Genomic DNA, 18,919 nt, shown 5'->3' with positions numbered 1-18,919 from the left:
GGGCTCCTGCCCTCCTCATCGCCAGCCGAGCTCGTCTGGCTGTGGCGCGTGCCGGCGCACCGTGTCGAGAGGGACATAGGGGTCTGTCGGCTGGTCGCAGCTCGACGGCCGCCCACCTACCAGACGAGCAGTGGGATGCTCACCAGCACGAGGACCGCAGTCCCTATCGCGACCGTCACGGCCTTGATCATGGCCCGCGACGTGGTGAGTCGACACCGATCGGTCCCGCAGGCCGCCGACCGGATAGTGCTGTCCCTGAAGCCGCCTTCAGGGACACGTTCGCTGTATCTGGTCCCCGCCGAGCTCACTGGAGAACTACCGGAGGACCTCCGAGCGACTGCCGCACGCCCCCGCTTGTCCACAGGCCAGCGGTATCCCCAGATTCTCGCCGGACCCACTGCGGCCCTGGTCGTTCTGGTATCGACGCGGCAAGTCGAACCGCGAACAGGGATGACCCGACATGGCAAGCATCGCCCGCAGACCTGATGGCACCTATCGGCCACGCTTTCGTGACGCGACGGGCAAGGAGCACGCTCGGCACTTCAAGAGGAAGGCCGATGCTCAGAGGTGGCTCGACGAGCAGACTGCCGCACTTGTTAACGGGACGTGGGCGGACCCGAAGACGGCCAAGGTCACGGTCAGCGACTGGTGTGACACCTGGCTGATTGGCTACGGCACCCGGCGTCCACGGACAGTGCGCCAGGCTGAAGTGCACTTGGCGCAGATCAAGGCACACTTCGGCGGACGTCGGCTCGCCGCGGTGCGCCCGTCCGACGTCCGCTCGTGGACAGCGAAATTGAAAAATGCGGGCCTGGCGCCTTCGTACGTCTACGCGCTGCACAACCGGCTGTCACAGGTCATGAGCGATGCCGTGCATGACGGCATCCTCGTCCGTAGCCCGTGCTCGAGGCGGACGTCTCCCGGCGCCGGCAAGCCGCGTCCCCTCGTCGCCACTACAGCCCAGGTCTGGGCACTGCACGACGCGGTCCCGGCGCATCTGAGGCCGGCTGTCCTCCTCGGCGCATTCGTGGGACTGCGAACGGCGGAGGCCGTTGGGCTGCGGGTTGCCGACGTCGACTTCATGCGCGGTGTGGTCCGCCCGGTCCAGCAGGGACCGGGGGAGGAGCTCAAGACCGAGACGTCGCGCACGCCGTTGCCCATTCCGCAGCAACTCGCGCTCGAGCTGTCAGCTGCCGTGGCGCGGTGGGGTGGCGACTACGTCGTCACGGACGGGCTCGGCCGGCAGACGTCCACCTGGGCCGTCGAGCGGGCCATCAGGGCGGCGCGGCGAAAGGTCGACGGCCTGCCGGAGGATTTCCGCTTTCATGATCTCCGGCACTACCTGGCGTCCCTGCTGATCGCCTCTGGTCTGGACGTCAAGGTTGTCCAGCACCGGCTCCGGCACGGCAGCGCGAAGACGACGCTCGACACGTATGGCCATCTGTGGCCGGACAGCAACGAGTCCGCACGCGCTGCCGTAGGTGCGGTCTTGGCTGCTCGTGCGGACTCGTTGCGGACTACGGCCGCTGACCAGCGCTGAAAGCGCTGGTCAGCGGCTTGTGGGGCTCAGATGTCGTAGTACATCGCGAACTCGTGCGGGTGCGGGCGGAGACGGATCGGGTCGATCTCGTTGGCCCGCTTGTAGTCGATCCACGTCTCGATCAGGTCGGGGGTGAAGACACCGCCGTCGATCAGGTAGTCGTGGTCGACCTCGAGCCGGTCGAGGACGGCGTCCAGCGACGCGGGCACCTTGTCGATGCCCAGGGCCTCCTCGGGCGGCAGCTCGTAGAGGTCCTTGTCGACCGGGGCCGGCGGCTCGATCTTGTTCTTCACGCCGTCGAGGCCGGCCATCAGCATCGCCGAGAAGGCGAGGTACGGGTTGGCCGACGGGTCGGGCACGCGGAACTCGATGCGCTTGGCCTTCGGGTTGTCGCCGGAGATCGGGATGCGGCAGCAGGCCGAGCGGTTGCGCGCGGAGTAGACGAGGTTGATCGGGGCCTCGTAGCCGGGCACCAGGCGGTGGTAGCTGTTCACCGTCGGGTTGGTGAACGCCAGCAGCGACGGGGCGTGGGCGAGTAGGCCACCGATGTAGTGCCGGGCGGTGTCGGACAGGCCCGCGTAGCCGGTCTCGGCGTGGAAGAGCGGCTCGCCGTCCTTCCAGAGGCTCTGGTGGCAGTGCATGCCCGAGCCGTTGTCACCGAAGAGCGGCTTCGGCATGAAGGTCGCCGTCTTGCCGTGGGCCCAGGCGGTGTTCTTGATGATGTACTTGAACAGCATGAGGCTGTCGGCCGACCGCAGCAGCGTGTCGAACTTGTAGTTGATCTCCGCCTGGCCGCCGGTGCCCACCTCGTGGTGGCCCCGCTCGAGCTGCAGGCCGGCGCGCGCCAGGTTCACCATCATGTCGGCGCGCAGGTCGCTCTGCTGGTCGTAGGGCTCGACCGGGAAGTAGCCGCCCTTCATCCGGGCCTTGTAGCCGAGGTTCGGGCCGGCACCGTTCTCGCCGGTCGGCGAGCCGGTGTTCCAGGAGCCCTCGACCGAGTCCAGGTGGTAGTACGCCTCGTTGATGCTCGTGTCGAAGCGCACCGAGTCGAAGACGTAGAACTCGGCCTCAGGGCCGAAGTAGGCGGTGTCGGCGATGCCGCTGGCGGCCAGGTAGGCCTCAGCCTTCTTCGCCACGTTCCGCGGGTCGCGGCTGTAGGCCTCGCGCGTGATCGGGTCGTGGATGAAGAAGTTGACGTTCAGCGTCTTGTGCTTGCGGAACGGGTCCACGAACGCGCTGTTGGCGTCGGGCAGCAGCAGCATGTCCGACTCGTTGATGGCCTGGAAGCCACGGATCGAGGAGCCGTCGAAGCCCAGGCCCTCGGAGAACGTGTCCTCGCCGAACGTCGACGCCGGGATGGTGAAGTGCTGCATGACGCCGGGCAGGTCGCAGAAGCGCACGTCGACGAACTCGACGTCGTTGTCGCGGATGTAGGCGGCGACCTCGTCGGGACTGGTGAACATCGATCCTCCGGGAGTGGGCGAACAGCCGGTCGCGAACCTACGAGCGAGGAGTTGCCCCGGGGTGTCTCTCGTGTTTCGGAGCGGTAACACCGGCCCCGGCGTGTCGCCGGGCCCGTTCCCTCGACCGCGAGGTCTGCGCCGTGCGGGGTCCTACGCTGGATGCATGGTCAGCGATGCCCCGCCACCCTCTCAGGAGCGCCGTCGCGGTGCCGCGCTGGGGTTGCCCGCGGAGGGCCCGGGGGCGCTGGCCGGCTTCGGCACCCGCGTCCAGGCCTACCTGGTGGACGCCGTCGGCTCAGGGCTGGTCGCGGTCGCCATCTTCGGTCCCGGCCGGGGGTGGTGGACCCTCCTGACCTTCGCCGTCGTCACGGTCGTCTCCCTCGTGCTGTTCGGGCAGACCCCGGGCATGCGCCTGCTCGGCCTGCGCCTGGCACACCCCCGCCCGGGCGAGCGGCTGGCCTGGTGGCGGGCCGTCGTCCGGACCGCGCTGCTGTGCCTGCTCGTGCCCGCGCTCGTGGTGGACGCCGACGGCCGTGGGCTGCACGACCGGCTGACCGACACCGCCGTCGTCCGCGAGAGGTGACCGGCGCCGGGATCAGGTGACCTGATCCCGGCGCGTCCTCCCTCGCGGTGTGCGCTGAGGGAGGACGCGCTGCGGTGGGGGAGGACGCCGTCCGCGGGTCTACCGGCGGCGGACCTGGCGCTGGCTGACCGACATCTGCTTGCCACCGGGCAGCGGGCCGCCGGGCACCGGCATCTTCGGCCCGCCCAGCGCGCTCATCCGCCGAGCGAGCGCGTTGACCTCGGCCGGGCTGAGGTTGCGGGGCAGCTTCGCGACGTGGGTGTTCAGCTTCTTCAGCGGGACCTGGCCCTCGTCGTCGCCGACGGTGATGTCGTAGATCGGGGTGTCGCCGACGATGCGGGCGAGCTTCTTCTTCTCCTGCGCCAGCAGCGGGCGGACCCGCGACGGCACGCCCTCGGCGACCAGGATGACGCCGGGGCGGCCGAGGACCCGGTGGACGGCGTCCAGTTGCGTCGTCCCCGCGACGCCGGAGCTGACCCGCCAGTCGCCGCGCATGCCCTCGAGCACCCACGCGGCCGCGCCGGGCTGGCCCTCGACCTGCCGGTAGGCCGAACCCTGGGCGCGCCGGCCGAACACGATGAGGGCGGCGAGCAACCCGGCGACGAGCGCGAAGAACAGCGTGAAGAGCGGCGCGCTCAGCAGGATGCCGATGAGCTCGACGACGCCGAACACGACCACGAAGGCGATGAGCATCAGCCAGGGGAGCTTGCGGTCGTTCTTGTACGTCAGCGAGTACGCCTGCTTCATCATGCCGACGTTCTTGCGGAGCTTCGCGATCCGGCCGACCTTGGGCTGGCCGTCCTTGCCCAGCTTCGGCGCCTTGGCCCTCTTCGCCGGCTTGCCGGCGGCACCGGACGCCGTCGCGCCCGCGGCGGTGGCGCCCCGGCTCCGGCCGCCGGAGCCGGGTGCCCGGCCGGCCTTGCCGGCGGGGGCGGGGGAGTCGGTGGGCTTGCTGCGTGCCATGCCCCCAGGATAGGGCCGCGCGCCGCCGTTCCCGGACGACGACGCCGGGGTCACCCCTGAGGAGCGAGCCCCCGGGCCTCGACGGCCTGCTGGTACAGCCGCCCCGCGCGGTAGGAGCTGCGCACCAAGGGGCCGGCCAGCACGCCCGGGAACCCGATCCGCTCGGCCTCGGCCTGGAAGCCCACGAACTCGTCCGGCTTCACCCAGCGGACGACGGGGTGGTGCCGCGGCGTCGGGCGCAGGTACTGCGTGATCGTGAGCAGGTCGCAGCCGGCGTCGTGCAGCGCCTGCATCGTCTCCACGACCTCGTGCGGCTCCTCGCCCATGCCCAGGATCAGGTTGGACTTGGTGACCAGCCCGGCCTCGCGGGCGGCGGTGATCACGGCCAGCGAGCGCTCGAACCGGAAGCCCGGGCGGATGCGCTTGAAGATCCGCGGCACGGTCTCGACGTTGTGCGCGAGCACCTCGGGACGGGAGGAGAACACCTCCGCCAGCTGCGCGGGGTCCGCGGTGAAGTCCGGGATCAGCAGCTCGACGCCGCACCCGGGGACGGCGGCGTGGATCTGGCGCACCGTCTCGGCGTACAGCCAGGCGCCGCCGTCGGGGAGGTCGTCCCGGGCCACTCCGGTGACCGTGGCGTAGCGCAGCTGCATCGCCGCGACGCTCTCGGCGACCCGGCGGGGCTCGTCGGTGTCGAGCTCGGCGGGCTTGCCGGTGTCGATCTGGCAGAAGTCGCAGCGCCGGGTGCACTGGTCACCGCCGATGAGGAAGGTGGCCTCGCGGTCCTCCCAGCACTCGTAGATGTTGGGGCAGCCGGCCTCCTCGCACACCGTGTGCAGGCCCTCGCGGCGGACGAGCGACTTCAGCTCGGTGTACTCCGGGCCCGTCTTCAGCCGGGTCTTGATCCACTCCGGCTTGCGCTCGATCGGCACCTGGCTGTTGCGGACCTCGAGGCGCAGCAGCTTGCGGCCGGCGGGCTCGAGGGCGGATGCGGAGGACGTGGGGGCCACCGTCTCGCTCATGACCTGCACGGTACGCCCGCAGGACGTCACCGCCCCCGCTGCCGGGAGGGCAGCGGGGGCGGTGTGGGCAGTGTCTCGGCGGTGTCCCGCCGGACCGGTCGATCAGGCCTGGCCGGCGCCCGAGGGTCCGGCGGTCGGGCCCGGGTCGTCGCTGCCGCCGCTGGTGAACGGCTCCGGGTTGTTCTTCGGGTCCACCGGGTCGGTGGGGCCGTCGGAGTCGACCATCTGCGCGTCGCGGATGCCCATGTCGGACTCGGCGGGCGCGGAGTCGCCGGACTCCCAGGTCGCGCTGGAGACGGTCTTGCCGGCGTTGTCGTTGCTGGGGGAGCTGGGCACGGGGTCCTCTCGGTAGCTGGGCACGGGCCCGTCACCGGTGGGGGCGGGGGTCCAGGCGTCGGCGTCGTTGCGGCGGCGGAGCACCGCGAAGGCCACGGCGCCGACGGCGGCGAACACCGCGAGCCAGGGCCACCGGCGCGACTTGTCCCTCGTACCCCGTCCCGCCTTCTTCGACGCCTTGCCGGCCACCTTCGCCGCCTTGGCCTTCTGCTTCGCGCTGGCCTTCCGCGCCTTCTTGCGGGCCTTCTTGGTCGTCTTGCCGGCGGCGACGGCCAGCTCGTCGCGGCGGGCCTCGATCTCGCTGAGCGCGTTCTCGACGCCGGCGGCCAGGGTGCCGCGGGCGCTCTCCAGCGCCGGCCCGACCGCCTCGCGGGCGGCGGCCACCTTGGGAAGGACGTCGTGGGTGATCGCCTTCTGTGCGGCCTTCTGCGCCGCCTCGACGCGCGGGGCGAGGTCGGCCGCGGCCTTGGAGGCAGCCGCGGTGGTGGCGGCGACCGCGGTGGAGAGCGCCGGGCCGGCGCCGGCCCGGGCGGCATCGATCCGCGGGTTCAGCGCCTCGACCGCGGCGGCGAGCCGGGCGTCGGCCGCCTCGCGGGCGGCCTCCACCCGGGGCGCGAGGGTCTTCTGCGCGGCCTCGATGCGGGGCGCGAGGGTCTTCTGCGCGGCCTCGAAGCGCGGGCCGACGGCGTCGCGGGCCGAGGCGACGGCCGGAGCGGCGACGGCGACGGCCGCGGCGACCTTCGGGGCGACGGCCGACTGGGCGGCGGCCACCTTGGGGCCGGCGGCCTCGCGGGCGGCCACGATGCGCGGGCCCAGTTCGTCCGCGGCCGCGCGACCGGCCTCGGTCATGGCCGTCTGGATGTGGCTGAGGCCCTCCTGGAGCTCGGCTGCGATGACCTGACCTCTGGTCTTCTTGCGGAACACGGGATGTACCTCCACGTAGATCGTCTCGCCGGCCATCCTGCCCGGTCCGTGCGGCCAGCACATCCCGGAGCACGACGGTCTCTGCGGCGATAGCGTTCGCGACGTGCAGCTCCGGATCTTCACCGAACCCCAGCAGGGCGCCACCTACGACGACCTCCTCGCCGTCGCGCGGCGGACGGAGGAGACGGGTTTCGACGCCTTCTTCCGCTCCGACCACTACCTGGCGATGGGCGGCGACGGCCTGCCCGGGCCGACCGACGCCTGGGTGACGCTGGCCGGCCTGGCCCGCGACACCAGCCGGATCCGGCTCGGCACGCTCATGACGGCGGCCACCTTCCGGCTGCCCGGGCCCCTGGCCATCTCCGTCGCGCAGGTGGACCAGATGAGCGGCGGGCGGGTGGAGCTGGGCATCGGCTCGGGCTGGTTCGACGCCGAGCACGACGCCTACGGCATCCCCTTCCCGGACCTGGGCGAGCGCTTCGACCGCTACGAGGAGCAGCTGGCCGTCATCACCGGGCTGTGGTCGACGCCACCGGGGGAGACGTTCGACTTCGCCGGCGAGCACTACCGGATCACCGGGTCGCCGGCGCTGCCCAAGCCCGTCCAGGCCGGGGGCATCCCGGTGCTGGTCGGCGGCAGCGGTGCGCGCCGCACCCCGCGGCTGGCGGCGCGGTACGCGCAGGAGTTCAACGTGCCGTTCATGTCCGCCGCCGACAACGCCCGCCTGTTCGGCGGGGTCCGCGCCGCGTGCGAGGAGGCGGGCCGGGACGCGGCGTCGATGACCTACAGCTCGGCGCTCGTGGTCTGCGTCGGCCGCGACGAGGCCGAGCTCGCCCGCCGGGCCGCCGCGATCGGCCGCGAGGTGGACGAGCTGCGCGAGAACGGCGTCGCCGGCACCCCCGCCGAGGCGGTCGACACCCTCGGCCGCTACGCCGAGGCCGGGGCGACCCGCGTGTACCTGCAGGTGCTCGACCTCGCCGACCTCGACCACCTGGACCTGATCGCGGCCGAGGTCGCCCCGCAGCTCGCCTGAACGGAGTCGCCGGGGAACGCCGGACGTCACCCGGCGACTCCGCTCAGGGGGTCCAGCGGGGGTCGCGGCCCTGCCAGGCCACGACCTGCTCGACCAGCGGTGCGTCGGCGGGCACCGGCACGACCGCCCCGAAGGGGATGCGCTCCCCGCGGCCGTCGGCGGGCAGCATGCGGTGCGTCGCGGCGAGTGCGACCGCCAGCACGTCGGGGTCCCACGCCGGGGTCTGGCCGGAGGTCACGGCGACGTCCCAGGTGTGGGTGGTGACCTCCCCGGTGTAGGTCGCCATCGCGACGGCGCCGCGGTGCCGGCCGTAGGGCAGCACGAGCTCGCGGTCGAGCAGGGCGTCGTCGGCCCAGACGGCGAGCGCCTCGTCGGCGGCCGCGCGGGCAGCGGCCGCCCACCCGTCGTCGGGGACGTCCGTCGTCACCTGCGGCACGGAGGCGGGCGGCTCGCCGCGGCCCACGGCGGCCACCCGCCGGAACACGGACACGAGGTGGCCGAGCAACGCCCGGAGGTCGTACTCCGTGCACGGCGTCGGCCGGTCGAGCAGGCCGGGCCGGACGCCGGCGACCGTGGCCAGAGCGGTCGCGGAGGCGGCGGCGAAGGCGGGACGGGGGTCGGTGAGGGTCTGTGCGGAAGCGGTCATGGCGCCACCCTGACGGGCGAAGTGGTCACCTCCTGGCCACTTTGCACGGCATCCTGACCCCGTGCGCGCGGACCGGCTCATCGCCACCCTCCTGCTGCTGCAGGCCCGCGGCCGGGTCACGGCGGCGCAGGTGGCCCGGGAGCTCGAGGTGTCGGTGCGGACCGCGCGGCGGGACCTCGAGGCGCTGGCGCTGTCGGGGGTGCCCGTGTACTCCGTGGCCGGCCGCGGCGGCGGCTGGGCGCTGGTCGGCGGGGCGCGCACCGACCTCTCCGGCCTCACGGCGGGGGAGGCCCGCGCACTGTTCCTCGCCGCGGGACCCGCCGGAGCCGCCCTGCCCGCCGTCCAGGGCGCGTTGCGCAAGCTGGCCCAGGCGCTGCCGGCGCCGTTGCGCGAACCGGCCCGCACCGCCGCGACGGCCGTCGTCGTCGACGCCGCCGGCTGGGACCGCGAGGCCCCGCCGGCGCCGGAGCACCTGTCGGCGCTGGAGCGGGCCGTGGTCGAGGGCGAGCGGGTCCGCCTCGACTACGCCGGGCGGGGCAGCGACCCCAGCTCCCGGGAGGTCGACCCGCTCGGTCTGGTCAGCAAGAGCGGCGTCTGGTACCTCGTCGCGGGGACCGCGGCCGGGGTGCGGACCTTCCGCGTGGACCGGGTGCGCACCGTCGAGGGCACCGGCGAGGCGGTCGAGCGGCCGGCGGACTTCGACCTGGCGGCGGCCTGGGCGGCCAGCGCCGCGGCGGTGGCCGGCCGTCGCGGTGGTGTCCGGGTGCGGGCGCGCGCCGAGCCGGGAGTGCTGGGTCGGCTGCGGGTCCGGTTCGGCACCCGCCTCACGGTCGGCGACGCCGGCGCCGACGGCCGGGTGGAGGTGGAACTCGCCGGACCGGCGGTGGAGTTCGTCGCGGCCGAGGTCGCCGGGTTCGGGCGGCAGGTGGAGGTGCTCGACCCGCCGGAGGCCCGGGACCGGCTGGCCGGGCTGGGCCGGGAACTCGCGGAGGTGTACGCGGCGCCGGCGGTAGAGTGAGCGGCGTGACCGGGCGCTTCCTCCTCACCGGGCCGCGCTGACCCCCACCTGCGAGGACAGCGCGGCGACCCCTCCTGTGCGAGGGGTCTTTCCATGTGCGCGCCCGATCGCGCCCCAGCACCCGAGACCGGAGCACCGACGATGAGCCAGACGGCGAGCAGCCAGACCGGCGCTGCCAGCACCGAGCCGACCGGCGACGGGGTGGGCGGGGACATCCCTCGCCACCGCTACACCCCGGCCCTGGCCCAGCGGATCGAGCTGGCCTGGCAGGACCGCTGGGAGGCCGAGGGCACGTTCCACACCCCGAACCCGGTCGGCCGGCTGGCCGAGGGCTTCGAGCGGGTGGCCGACCGGCCCAAGTTCTTCGCGATGGACATGTTCCCGTACCCCTCGGGTGCGGGCCTGCACGTCGGGCACCCGCTGGGCTACCTGGGCACCGACGTCACCAGCCGGTTCCGCCGGATGGACGGCGACAACGTGCTGCACCCGATGGGCTACGACGCCTTCGGTCTGCCCGCCGAGCAGTACGCCGTCCAGACCGGGCAGCACCCCCGGATCACCACCGAGGCCAACATCGCCGCGATCCGCGCGCAGCTGCGCCGGCTGGGCGTCGACCACGACGACCGCCGCAGCTTCGCCACGATCGACCCGGGCTACTACAAGTGGACGCAGTGGATCTTCCTGCAGATCTTCGGCTCCTGGTTCGACGAGGACGCGGACAAGGCGCGCCGCATCGAGGAGCTGGTCACCGAGCTGGACGCGGGCACCCGTGAGCCCGCTCCCGGGACCAACCCCTCCGGCCGTCCCTGGGCGGAGCTCTCCGACGACGAGCGCAAGCGGGTGGTCGACGCGCACCGGCTGGCCTACCTGCACCAGGCGCCGGTCAACTGGTGCCCGGGGCTGGGCACCGTCCTGTCCAACGAGGAGGTGACCGCCGACGGGCGCTCCGAGCGCGGCAACTTCCCCGTGTTCCGGCGTCCGCTGACCCAGTGGATGATGCGGATCACCGCCTACGCCGAGCGGCTGATCAGCGACCTGGACCGGCTGGACTGGTCGGACTCGCTGAAGCAGATGCAGCGCAACTGGATCGGCCGCTCGACCGGCGCCCGGATCGGCTTCAGCTGCGGCTCCGAGACCATCGAGGTCTTCACCACCCGGCCCGACACCCTGTTCGGTGCGACGTACGTCGTCCTGGCGCCCGAGCACCCGCTGGTCGAGACGCTGACCGCCGGGGCGTGGCCCGACGGCACCGACCCGCGCTGGACCGGGGGAGCCGCCACCCCCGCCGAGGCCGTCCGCGAGTACCAGCGCCAGGCCTCCCGGCGCTCGGACCTGGACCGGCAGAACGAGACCCGCGAGAAGACCGGCGTCTGGCTGGGGGTCACCGCGACCAACCCGGTGAACGGCCGCGAGCTGCCGGTGTTCATCGCCGACTACGTGCTGACCGGCTACGGCACTGGCGCGATCATGGCGGTGCCGGCCGAGGACGCCCGCGACTGGGACTTCGCCGAGGCCTTCGGGCTGCCGCACGTGCGCACGGTCCAGCCGCCGGCCGACTGGGACGGCGGGGCGTGGACCGGCGCCGGCCGGATGATCAACTCGTCGAACGACGAGATCTCCCTGGACGGGCTGGACAAGGCCGGCGCGATCGCGCGGATCACCGAGTGGCTGGTCGCGCAGGGCGCCGGCGAGGCCACGACCACATACAAGCTGCGGGACTGGCTGTTCAGCCGGCAGCGCTACTGGGGCGAGCCGTTCCCGATCGTCTACGACGAGGACGGCCGGCCCCAGGCCGTGCCGGAGTCGATGCTGCCGGTGCTGCTGCCCGAGGTCGACGACTACTCGCCGAAGACGTTCGCCGACGACGACGCCGACTCCGCGCCCGAGCCGCCGCTGTCGCGGGCCACGGAGTGGACGACGGTCACCCTCGACCTGGGCGAGGGGCCGAAGCCCTACCGCCGCGAGACCAACACGATGCCCAACTGGGCCGGCTCCTGCTGGTACTACCTGCGCTACCTGGACCCCAGCGACGACACGCGGATGGTCGACCCGGAGCTGGAGCGCTACTGGATGGGCCCGCGCGAGCCCGGCGACGTCGGCGGCGTGGACCTGTACGTCGGCGGCGTCGAGCACGCGGTGCTGCACCTGCTGTACGCGCGCTTCTGGCACAAGGTGCTGTTCGACCTGGGCTACGTCTCCAGCGAGGAGCCGTTCCGCCGGCTGGTCAACCAGGGCTACATCTCCGCCTACGCCTACACCGACGAGCGCGGCTTCTACGTGCCCGCGGCCGAGGTGGTGGAGAAGGACGGGCAGTTCCTCTTCGAGGGCAACCCGGTCACCCGCGAGTACGGGAAGATCGGCAAGAGCCTGAAGAACATGGTCACGCCGGACGAGATGATCGGCGCGTACGGCGCGGACACCTTCCGGGTCTACGAGATGTCGACCGGGCCGCTGGAGCAGTCCCGGCCGTGGGAGACCAAGGCCGTCGTCGGCTCGCAGCGGCTGCTGCAGCGGATCTGGCGCGTGGTGGTCGACGAGGAGACCGGGGCGGTCCGCGCCACCGACGACGTCGAGCCCGACGAGGCCGTCCTGCGCGCGCTGCACCAGGCGATCGCCGGCGTCCGCGACGGCATGGACACGCTGCGGTTCAACATCGCCATCGCCCGGATCACCGAGCTGACCAACACGCTGACCCAGACCTTCGGTGCCGACCGGCCGGTGCCGCGGTCGGTGGCCGAGCCCCTGGTGCTGCTCGTGGCCCCGCTGGCCCCGCACATCGCCGAGGAGCTGTGGGCGCGGCTGGGGCACGAGGGGTCGGTCGCGTGGGCGCCGTTCCCGGTCGCGGACGAGCGCTGGCTCGTCGAGGACACCGTCCAGGTCGCCGTCCAGGTCAACGGCAAGGTGCGGGCCCAGGTGACCGTGCCGGCCGACGCCGACGCCGCCGCGCTCGAGGCCGCGGCCCGGGCCGACGAGAAGATCGCCGGTCAGCTCGCGGGGAAGACGGTCCGCCGCGTGGTCGCCGTCCCGGGCCGCCTGGTCAACTTCGTCCTCGGCTGATGCGGAGTGCGAGAGCGCAGGGATCCTGCGCTCTCGCACTCCGCAAACCGGTTGCCAGGGGCGGTAGACCCGAGGGGTGACGACGACATCCCTCCGGCTGGTCGAGCTGGGCCCCGAGGACGCGCTGTTCCCCGCCTGGTGCGAGGTCTGGGCGGCGTCCGAGCGCGCCGACCGACCGGCGGACCCGCCCCGCACGCCGACCGACCACGTCGCCCTCGGCCGCCGGCTCGTCACGCCCGGTGGCTCGCGGGACGGGACGCACCGGGCGGCTGTGGTGGACGGCGAGGTGGTCGGCGCCCTCCGGCTGCTGTTCCCGCTCCTGGACAACACCACCGTCGCGATCGTCGACCTCGCCGTCCATCCCGGGCACCGGCGTCGGGGCGTGGGCACCGCGTTGCTCCACGAGGCGCTCGGGCTGGCCGCGGCCGCCGGGCGGACCGAGTTCATGACCGAGGTCGACGAGCCGTCGTCCGACGCACCCGGACGGCTGTTCGCGCTGCGGCACGGGTGGACGTGCGACCTGCTGGAGACCCGCCGCGACCTCGTGCTGCCGCCGGACGAGGTCCGGCTGGCCGCCGTCGAGGCGGAGGCGCGGACGGCGGCGCGGGACTACGAGGTCGTGACCTGGCGGGACGCCGTCCCCGAGCACCTGGTCGAGGACCGGGCGCTGCTCGAGGAGCGGATGAGCACCGACGCGCCGCACGGCGACATCCCGATGGGCGCCGAGCGGTGGGACGCGGCGCGGGTGCGCGAGCAGGAGGCCGCCCACGTGGCGCGCGGCCGGACCGTGCTCTCCGCCGGCGCCACGATCGACGGCCGGCTCGTGGCCTACACCGACCTGCAGGTACCGCTGACCGGGTCCCGACGGGCGCACCAGGCCGGCACGCTGGTGCTGCGCGAGCACCGGGGTCACCGCCTGGGCGCCCTGCTCAAGGCGGCCGTGCTGCGGGACCTGGGCCGGTCGTTCCCGCAGATCGAGCGGATCACCACCTACAACCTCGAGGGCAACGAGCCGATGGTCGCCGTCAACCACGCGCTGGGCTTCGTCCCCGCCGGGCAGCTGTCGATGTGGGGGTACCGCGCCGGCGGAGTCGCTGGGTGACGGATCCCGCGCTCGAGCGACTCCGCTCAGGCGGGCTGGAGCGTCAGCACCCGGCGCATCGCCGTCTCGACCGGGTCGATCGCGTCGGCCACGGTCACGTCGCGGCCGAGCTCGGCCGTCAGCGACGTCGCCCCGGCGTCCGGGATGCCGCACGGGATCATGTTGCCGAAGGCGGACATGTCGGGGTCGCAGTTGAGCGCGAAGCCGTGCATGGTCACGCCGCGGGCCACCCGGACGCCGATGGCCGCCACCTTGCGGTCCGGACCGCGGTCGTCGGCCGTCACCCAGACGCCGCTGCGCCCCTCGACCCGCTGGGTGGGCAGACCGAACCCGGCGCACACCTCGATCAGCGCGTCCTCGAGACGGCGGACGTGGGCGACGACGTCCACCGGGTCGGGCAGCGCGACGATCGGGTAGCCGACCAGCTGGCCCGGGCCGTGCCAGGTGATCTTCCCGCCGCGGTCGACGTCGATGACCGGGGTGCCGTCGAACGGTCGCTCGTGCGGCTCCGTGCGGCGCCCGGCGGTGTAGACCGGCGGGTGCTCCAGCAGCAGCATCGTGTCGGGGACGGCGCCGGCGACGCGCTCGGCGTGGATCTCCCGCTGCCGCGCCCAGGCGTCGGTGTAGTCGACGAGGCCGGCCCGGACCACCTGCAGTTCGCTCACGGTCTCAGCGTAGGCGGCGGGGTGGGATCCGGGTCTCCACCGCCGTGCCGTCGGCACCCCGCTCGACGCGGTAGGCGCCCGCCCCCGGCCGGTCGGCGACGGCCTCCACCAGCTCGGTGCCGCGGTAGACCAGGCCCACGCCGTCGTCGGTGGCGTGCCCGGGCGGCAGGGTGCCGTCGGCGACCAGCCGCTGGTACAGCGGACGGCGCTGGGCCTCGGAGTCGTAGTGGACGCTGTTGGACGTCGGGATGAGCGCCAGCCCGTTCGTCACCGGCCGCAGGTCGGGGCCGAAGGAGTCGGTGTTCCCGCCGACGTGCCAGCACAGCGACCCGGCCGACACCCCGCCCAGCACGACGCCGGCCCCCCACACGTCGCGGAAGACCTCGTCCAGGCCGTGCACCCGCCAGACCGCGAGCAGGTTGGCGACGCTCCCGCCGCCCACCCAGACGACGTCCTGGGCCAGCAGGTGCGCCCGCACGTCGGGCACGGTCGGCATGGGGAAGAGGCTCAGGTGGCTGACCCGGACGGCGCTGCCGGCGAAGGCGCCGTAGACGCCGGCGATGCGCGCCGGGTCGTCCCCGGTGGCGGTCCCGAGGAAGCACAGTCGCGGCTCGGCGGGTGCGCCGGCGAGCTGGACGGCGAGGTCGAACACCGGCCCGGGCGACCAGTCGTACGGGCCGCGGCCCCGGGAGTCGAAGCCGATGCTCGTGGCGAGGATCGTCGGCGCGGAGGCGGGCACGGTCAGGTCTCCCGGGGCCTGAGGGTGCGCAGCACGGCCCGCGCGGTCCGCGCGCCGCTGGCCATGGCGCCCTGGATGGACGGGGTGTCGCGGTGGTCGCCGCAGACGAAGACGCCGTCGCCGAGGTCGACCGGCCGGCGCAGCTGCAGCGGGGGGAGCGCGGCCGGCTGGGCGTTCGGCACCGTGACGGACGTGAGGTGTTGCAGGTCGGTGGTCGGCACGTCGTGCAGGCGGGCGATCTCCTCCCGGACGTCGGCCTCGGTGGTGACCTCCAGCGTCGAGCTGGCCATCAGCGCACGGCCGTCGGGGGAGTAGGCCGGCTGCGCGTCGGTGAGGACGACGCTGTTCACCAGCCGCCCCTCCGGCGTCCCCAGCACGATGAGCGGGTCCTCCCATGGGGACGACGGCAGCACGTGCAGGTGGGTGGTGACCTGCCGGGGCGCGGTTGCCTCGACGCCGGGGAGCAGGGCGGCTGCGGTGTCGGGGTCGGTGGCGACGACGACGGCGTCCGCCCGCACCGGACTCCCGGCGCAGGTGACCACGCCCGGGGCGACGGAGCTCACCCTCACGTCGAGGTGGAGTGTTGCCGGATCGAGCTGAGCGGCCAGCTGCTCGCCCACCGCCTGCATCCCGGCCCGGGGCAGGCCGATGCGGCCGCGGGCGAAGCTCCGCCAGAGCAGGTCCAGGTAGCGGCTGGACGTCGCCAGCTCCGACTCCAGCAGCACACCGGCGAGGAAGGGACGGAAGAACCGCTCCAGCGCCTCCTCGCCGACACCGGCCGAGTGCAGCCGCTGCTCCGCCGTCGTCTCGGGTCCACCGCCGCCGACGGGGCCGTACCCGACCCGGGCGGAGTACGCCGCGATCGCCGTCTTCCGGGCGATCGACCCGATCGGCGCGCGCAGCGTCTCCAGCGCGGTGGCCGGGTGCCGGCGGGGATCGACGACCCGGGAGGTGCGGCCCTCGTGGCGCAGCACCGCGCCGGGCCAGAACCAGCCCATCTCCAGCGCGGGGACGTCGAGGTCGGCCGCCACCCGCGGATATCCGGTGTTCAGCACCTGGAAGCCGCGGTCGACGACGAAGCCGTCGATGCGCTCGGTGGCCAGCCGCCCTCCGGCGTGCCGGCCCGCCTCCACCACGTGCACGTCGATCCCCGCCCGGGCCAGGCGACCCGCTGCCGAGAGCCCGGCGAGGCCGGCACCGATGACGACGACCTCGGCGCGCGCGGGGAGGACCACGCCACGAACCTAAGGGGCCGCCGCGGCTGCCACCCGGCGGGCCGCCGGTACAGCGGCTGTAGCGTCCGCCCCCCTGTGGACGGCGGCAGCGGGCGGTCGCCGATCCCGCCTACGGTGCCGCCCGTGTCCGACGAGAACCCGGTCCCCATGGCCCCCGTCGTCCCCGGCTACCGCCTCGAGCAGCTCCTGGGCCGGGGCGGCTCGGGAGAGGTGTGGCGGGCGGTGCCCCGCGGTGGCGGCGAGCCGGTGGCGGTCAAGGTCCTCGTGACCGGCGACCCCGAACGGCAGGCCCGGGAGGCGGCACTCCTCGGAGAACTCGACCACCCGCACCTGGTCCGGCTCATCGAGGTGGTGCACCAGCCACGGCGCGGGGGGCGGGCGCGGGTCGCGCTCGTGCTGGAGCTGCTGGCCGGTGGCAGCCTCGCGGCGCTGCTCGCCCGGCGGGGGAGGCTGCGCCCGGGCGAGGTGGTCACCGCCGTCTCACCGGTCGCGGCCGCGCTGGCCGCCGCGCACGGGGCCGGGATCGTGCACGGCGACCTCTCCCCGGGCAACGTCGTCTTCACCGCCGAGGGCCGGCCGGTGCTCACCGACCTCGGCGTCGCCCGCGTGCTGGGTGAGCAGTCGTCCGGCGAGGTCACCCCGGCCTACGTCGATCCCACCGTGGCGCGCGGCGGTGCGACCGGGCCGGCGTCGGACGTCTTCGGGGTCGCCGCGGCCGCCTTCCACGCCCTGACCGGCGTCGCACCCTGGAACGCGGCCACTCCGGCCGACACCCTCGCCGTCGCGGCGACCGGGGAGCTGCCCGACCTGGACCTGCTCGCTCCGGAGGCACCGCCCGCCCTGCGCGAGGTCATCGCCCGGGGGCTGGCCGCCGACCCCGCCGACCGGCCCACCGCGGCGGAGTTCGCCCTGGACCTACGGCACGCCTGCCGTCCCGAGCCGGTGCGGCTGCCGGGCGCGGGGGTGCCCGACGCCGAGCTGGGCGCCACCGGACGCGGGCCGCGCACCGAGCTCACGCACCAGGTCGCACGCCGGAGAGGTCCCGCCCCGGCGGCCCAGCAGCGCCGCCGGAGGCCGCAGCTCCGGATCCCCGCCGGGCGGGCGCCGCGGACGGTGGCGGTGCTGCTGGGAGCTGCCCTGCTGCTGGGTGCAGCCGCCGCGATCGGGGGCGTCTGGGCCGGCTCGGCAGCCGATCCCGGTGCCTCCGCGCGACCGGCCGCGGCGACCACCGCGCCGCCTCCTGGGCCGGGCGCGCCCGCGCCCACGCCTGCGGCGGAGACCGACTGGCTGGCCGTCCTGACGGAGCTGTACGCGCGGCGGGCCGAGGCGTTCACCCGGGCCCATCCTGCGGAGCTCGCCGCGGTCTACCCGCCCGGCAGCCCGCTGCGGGCGGCGGACGAGGCCGCCGTGGCCCGCCTGGCCGCGGCCGGGCAGCGGCTGGCCGGCTTCGCGCCGCGGGTGGAGGGGCCGGTCACGGTCGTGGCGGACGGCGACCGGGTGCGCATCGAGGCGCGTGACGGCTGGGAGGGGTATGCGGTCGTGTCGGCCGCGGAGCCGGATCGGTCGGTGCAGCAGGTCCCGGCCCGGGCCGTCGCACCCGTCAGGGTCGAGCTGGTCCGCGGAACCGACGGCTGGCGGATCGCCGCCGCCGGCCGCCCGGGCTGAGCGGCGACAGGCGGGCGCTCAGTCCTTGCCGAGCGCCGAGCGCAGCGCCGACGTCACGTCGGGGTGGGTCCAGGTGAACCCGGCCGCCTCGAGCGCCGCGGGAACGGCACGCTGGCCGCCCAGGATCCCGACGGGGCCGAACTCGCCCACCACCGCCCGCAGCGCCACCCCGGGCACGGGGAGTGCCGCCGGACGGTGCAGGACCTGCGCCAGGGCCCGGGTGAACTCCGCGTTGGTGACCGGAGCCGGGCCCGTGAGGTTCACCGGACCGGAGACCGGCGCGGTGAGCAGGAAGCGGATGGCGTCGACCTCGTCGGTCAGGCTGATCCACGGCCAGTACTGCTCGCCCGAGCCGAGCCGGCCACCGACCCCGAGCCGGAAGAGCGGGGCCAGCCGCTTTAGCAGGCCACCGCGCCCCAGCACCAGCCCGGTGCGCAGCCGCACCACCCGCACGCCGGCCTGCTCGGCCGGTGCGGTGGCGGTCTCCCACTGCTCGCAGACGTGCGCCAGGAAGTCCTTCCCGGCCGGCGCGTTCTCGCGGACCACCCGGTCACCGGTGTCGCCGTACCAGCCCACCGCCGAGGCCGAGAGCAGGACGCGCTCCCGCCCGGGGTCGCTCGCCGCCGCCTCGGCCAGTGCCGCGCTCACCGTGGTCGTGGCGTCCACCCGGCTGCGCAGGATCTCCTGCTTGCGCTTCTCGGTCCACCGCTTGTCACCGACCCCGGTGCCGGCGAGGTTGACCACTGCGTCGACGTCGGCGAGCAGCGACGGGTCGATCCGGCGGTGCTGGGGGTCCCAGCGGTGCTCCTCGGCGGTCCGCGGCGTCCGGCGGACCAGGCGCAGGACCTCGTGGCCGTCCTCGGTCAGTGCGGGGACGAGGCGGGAACCGATCAGACCGGACGAACCGGTGACGGCGACTCTCATGGAC

General features: G+C 74.2%; 16 protein-coding genes. 7 read left to right on the top strand and 9 right to left on the bottom strand.

Annotation, left to right across the window (positions count from 1 at the left end):
• Positions 1 to 460 precede the first annotated feature (460 nt).
• Positions 461 to 1,540, top strand: a complete 1,080-nt coding sequence (xerC, locus tag N555_RS0122855) for a site-specific integrase (protein WP_029433816.1) — start codon at positions 461 to 463, stop codon at positions 1,538 to 1,540.
• A gap of 26 nt (positions 1,541 to 1,566) precedes the next feature.
• On the opposite strand, the gene glnA is transcribed toward xerC, so the two are convergent.
• Entirely contained in the window at positions 1,567 to 3,003 is a 1,437-nt protein-coding gene (gene glnA, locus N555_RS0122850; protein WP_029433815.1) for a type I glutamate--ammonia ligase, read from the bottom strand.
• A gap of 163 nt (positions 3,004 to 3,166) precedes the next feature.
• On the opposite strand from glnA, the gene N555_RS0122845 reads away from it, so the two are divergent.
• Positions 3,167 to 3,586, top strand: a complete 420-nt coding sequence (locus N555_RS0122845; protein WP_029433814.1) for an RDD family protein — start codon at positions 3,167 to 3,169, stop codon at positions 3,584 to 3,586.
• Between the two features lie 99 nt (positions 3,587 to 3,685).
• Here N555_RS0122845 and N555_RS0122840 read toward each other — a convergent pair whose 3' ends face one another.
• From N555_RS0122840 to N555_RS27130, 3 genes are all read right to left on the bottom strand, one after another.
• Positions 3,686 to 4,549, bottom strand: coding sequence for a DUF4191 domain-containing protein (locus tag N555_RS0122840; RefSeq protein ID WP_029433813.1), 864 nt, complete (start codon positions 4,547 to 4,549; stop codon positions 3,686 to 3,688).
• Between the two features lie 50 nt (positions 4,550 to 4,599).
• A complete protein-coding gene (lipA, locus tag N555_RS0122835) occupies positions 4,600 to 5,571 on the bottom strand; it encodes a lipoyl synthase (RefSeq protein ID WP_029433812.1) in 972 nt (323 codons plus the stop codon).
• A 102-nt stretch (positions 5,572 to 5,673) separates the two neighbouring features.
• Positions 5,674 to 6,831, bottom strand: coding sequence for a hypothetical protein (locus N555_RS27130; RefSeq protein WP_156036497.1), 1,158 nt, complete (start codon positions 6,829 to 6,831; stop codon positions 5,674 to 5,676).
• Positions 6,832 to 6,934: 103 nt separating this feature from the next.
• On the opposite strand from N555_RS27130, the gene N555_RS0122825 reads away from it, so the two are divergent.
• A complete protein-coding gene (locus N555_RS0122825) occupies positions 6,935 to 7,864 on the top strand; it encodes an LLM class F420-dependent oxidoreductase (protein WP_029433810.1) in 930 nt (309 codons plus the stop codon).
• 43 nt (positions 7,865 to 7,907) lie between these two features.
• Here the strand turns inward: N555_RS0122825 and N555_RS0122820 are convergent, their stop codons facing one another.
• Positions 7,908 to 8,510: a TIGR03086 family metal-binding protein gene (locus N555_RS0122820; RefSeq protein ID WP_029433809.1), complete on the bottom strand. Its 603-nt coding sequence runs from the start codon at positions 8,508 to 8,510 to the stop codon at positions 7,908 to 7,910.
• Between the two features lie 61 nt (positions 8,511 to 8,571).
• On the opposite strand from N555_RS0122820, the gene N555_RS0122815 reads away from it, so the two are divergent.
• From N555_RS0122815 to N555_RS26345, 3 genes are all read left to right on the top strand, one after another.
• Positions 8,572 to 9,528 carry a helix-turn-helix transcriptional regulator gene (locus N555_RS0122815; RefSeq protein ID WP_029433808.1) on the top strand — a complete coding sequence of 319 codons (957 nt, stop codon included), beginning with the start codon at positions 8,572 to 8,574 and terminating at the stop codon, positions 9,526 to 9,528.
• 141 nt (positions 9,529 to 9,669) lie between these two features.
• Complete coding sequence (leuS, locus tag N555_RS0122810; protein WP_029433807.1) at positions 9,670 to 12,585, top strand: leucine--tRNA ligase; 2,916 nt, start codon at positions 9,670 to 9,672, stop codon at positions 12,583 to 12,585.
• 76 nt (positions 12,586 to 12,661) lie between these two features.
• Positions 12,662 to 13,687: a GNAT family N-acetyltransferase gene (locus tag N555_RS26345; protein WP_051684384.1), complete on the top strand. Its 1,026-nt coding sequence runs from the start codon at positions 12,662 to 12,664 to the stop codon at positions 13,685 to 13,687.
• Positions 13,688 to 13,713: 26 nt separating this feature from the next.
• Here N555_RS26345 and lipB read toward each other — a convergent pair whose 3' ends face one another.
• From lipB to N555_RS0122790, 3 genes are read right to left on the bottom strand one after another with little or no spacing between them, the layout of a single operon-like run.
• The gene (lipB, locus tag N555_RS0122800) at positions 13,714 to 14,352 is read right to left on the bottom strand and encodes a lipoyl(octanoyl) transferase LipB (protein WP_029433805.1); all 639 of its coding nucleotides are present in this window, start codon (positions 14,350 to 14,352) and stop codon (positions 13,714 to 13,716) included.
• 4 nt (positions 14,353 to 14,356) lie between these two features.
• Positions 14,357 to 15,091, bottom strand: a complete 735-nt coding sequence (locus N555_RS0122795) for a Type 1 glutamine amidotransferase-like domain-containing protein (protein WP_029433804.1) — start codon at positions 15,089 to 15,091, stop codon at positions 14,357 to 14,359.
• A gap of 2 nt (positions 15,092 to 15,093) precedes the next feature.
• The gene (locus N555_RS0122790; RefSeq protein WP_029433803.1) at positions 15,094 to 16,326 is read right to left on the bottom strand and encodes an NAD(P)/FAD-dependent oxidoreductase; all 1,233 of its coding nucleotides are present in this window, start codon (positions 16,324 to 16,326) and stop codon (positions 15,094 to 15,096) included.
• 123 nt (positions 16,327 to 16,449) lie between these two features.
• Here N555_RS0122790 and N555_RS0122785 point away from each other — a divergent pair, with 123 nt between their 5' ends.
• Positions 16,450 to 17,991, top strand: coding sequence for a serine/threonine-protein kinase (locus tag N555_RS0122785; protein ID WP_029433802.1), 1,542 nt, complete (start codon positions 16,450 to 16,452; stop codon positions 17,989 to 17,991).
• A gap of 18 nt (positions 17,992 to 18,009) precedes the next feature.
• Here the strand turns inward: N555_RS0122785 and N555_RS0122780 are convergent, their stop codons facing one another.
• Positions 18,010 to 18,915, bottom strand: a complete 906-nt coding sequence (locus N555_RS0122780) for a TIGR01777 family oxidoreductase (RefSeq protein ID WP_029433801.1) — start codon at positions 18,913 to 18,915, stop codon at positions 18,010 to 18,012.
• Positions 18,916 to 18,919 lie beyond the last annotated feature (4 nt).

Origin of the sequence: Blastococcus sp. URHD0036 (assembly GCF_000701365.1) — a bacterium.
In the GTDB taxonomy this organism is placed as follows: domain Bacteria; phylum Actinomycetota; class Actinomycetes; order Mycobacteriales; family Geodermatophilaceae; genus Trujillonella.
The sequence above is the reverse complement of the archived record's forward strand: the minus strand, read 5'-3'. Positions and strand labels throughout refer to the sequence as shown.

Coding starts and splice junctions, on each gene's coding strand:
- N555_RS0122840 (WP_029433813.1), bottom strand. CDS start 4,549: ATGGCACGCAGCAAGCCCACCGACTCCCCCGCCCCCGCCGGCAAGGCC.
- N555_RS0122780 (WP_029433801.1), bottom strand. CDS start 18,915: ATGAGAGTCGCCGTCACCGGTTCGTCCGGTCTGATCGGTTCCCGCCTC.
- glnA (WP_029433815.1), bottom strand. CDS start 3,003: ATGTTCACCAGTCCCGACGAGGTCGCCGCCTACATCCGCGACAACGAC.
- N555_RS0122845 (WP_029433814.1), top strand. CDS start 3,167: ATGGTCAGCGATGCCCCGCCACCCTCTCAGGAGCGCCGTCGCGGTGCC.
- xerC (WP_029433816.1), top strand. CDS start 461: ATGGCAAGCATCGCCCGCAGACCTGATGGCACCTATCGGCCACGCTTT.
- N555_RS0122820 (WP_029433809.1), bottom strand. CDS start 8,510: ATGACCGCTTCCGCACAGACCCTCACCGACCCCCGTCCCGCCTTCGCC.
- leuS (WP_029433807.1), top strand. CDS start 9,670: ATGAGCCAGACGGCGAGCAGCCAGACCGGCGCTGCCAGCACCGAGCCG.
- lipA (WP_029433812.1), bottom strand. CDS start 5,571: ATGAGCGAGACGGTGGCCCCCACGTCCTCCGCATCCGCCCTCGAGCCC.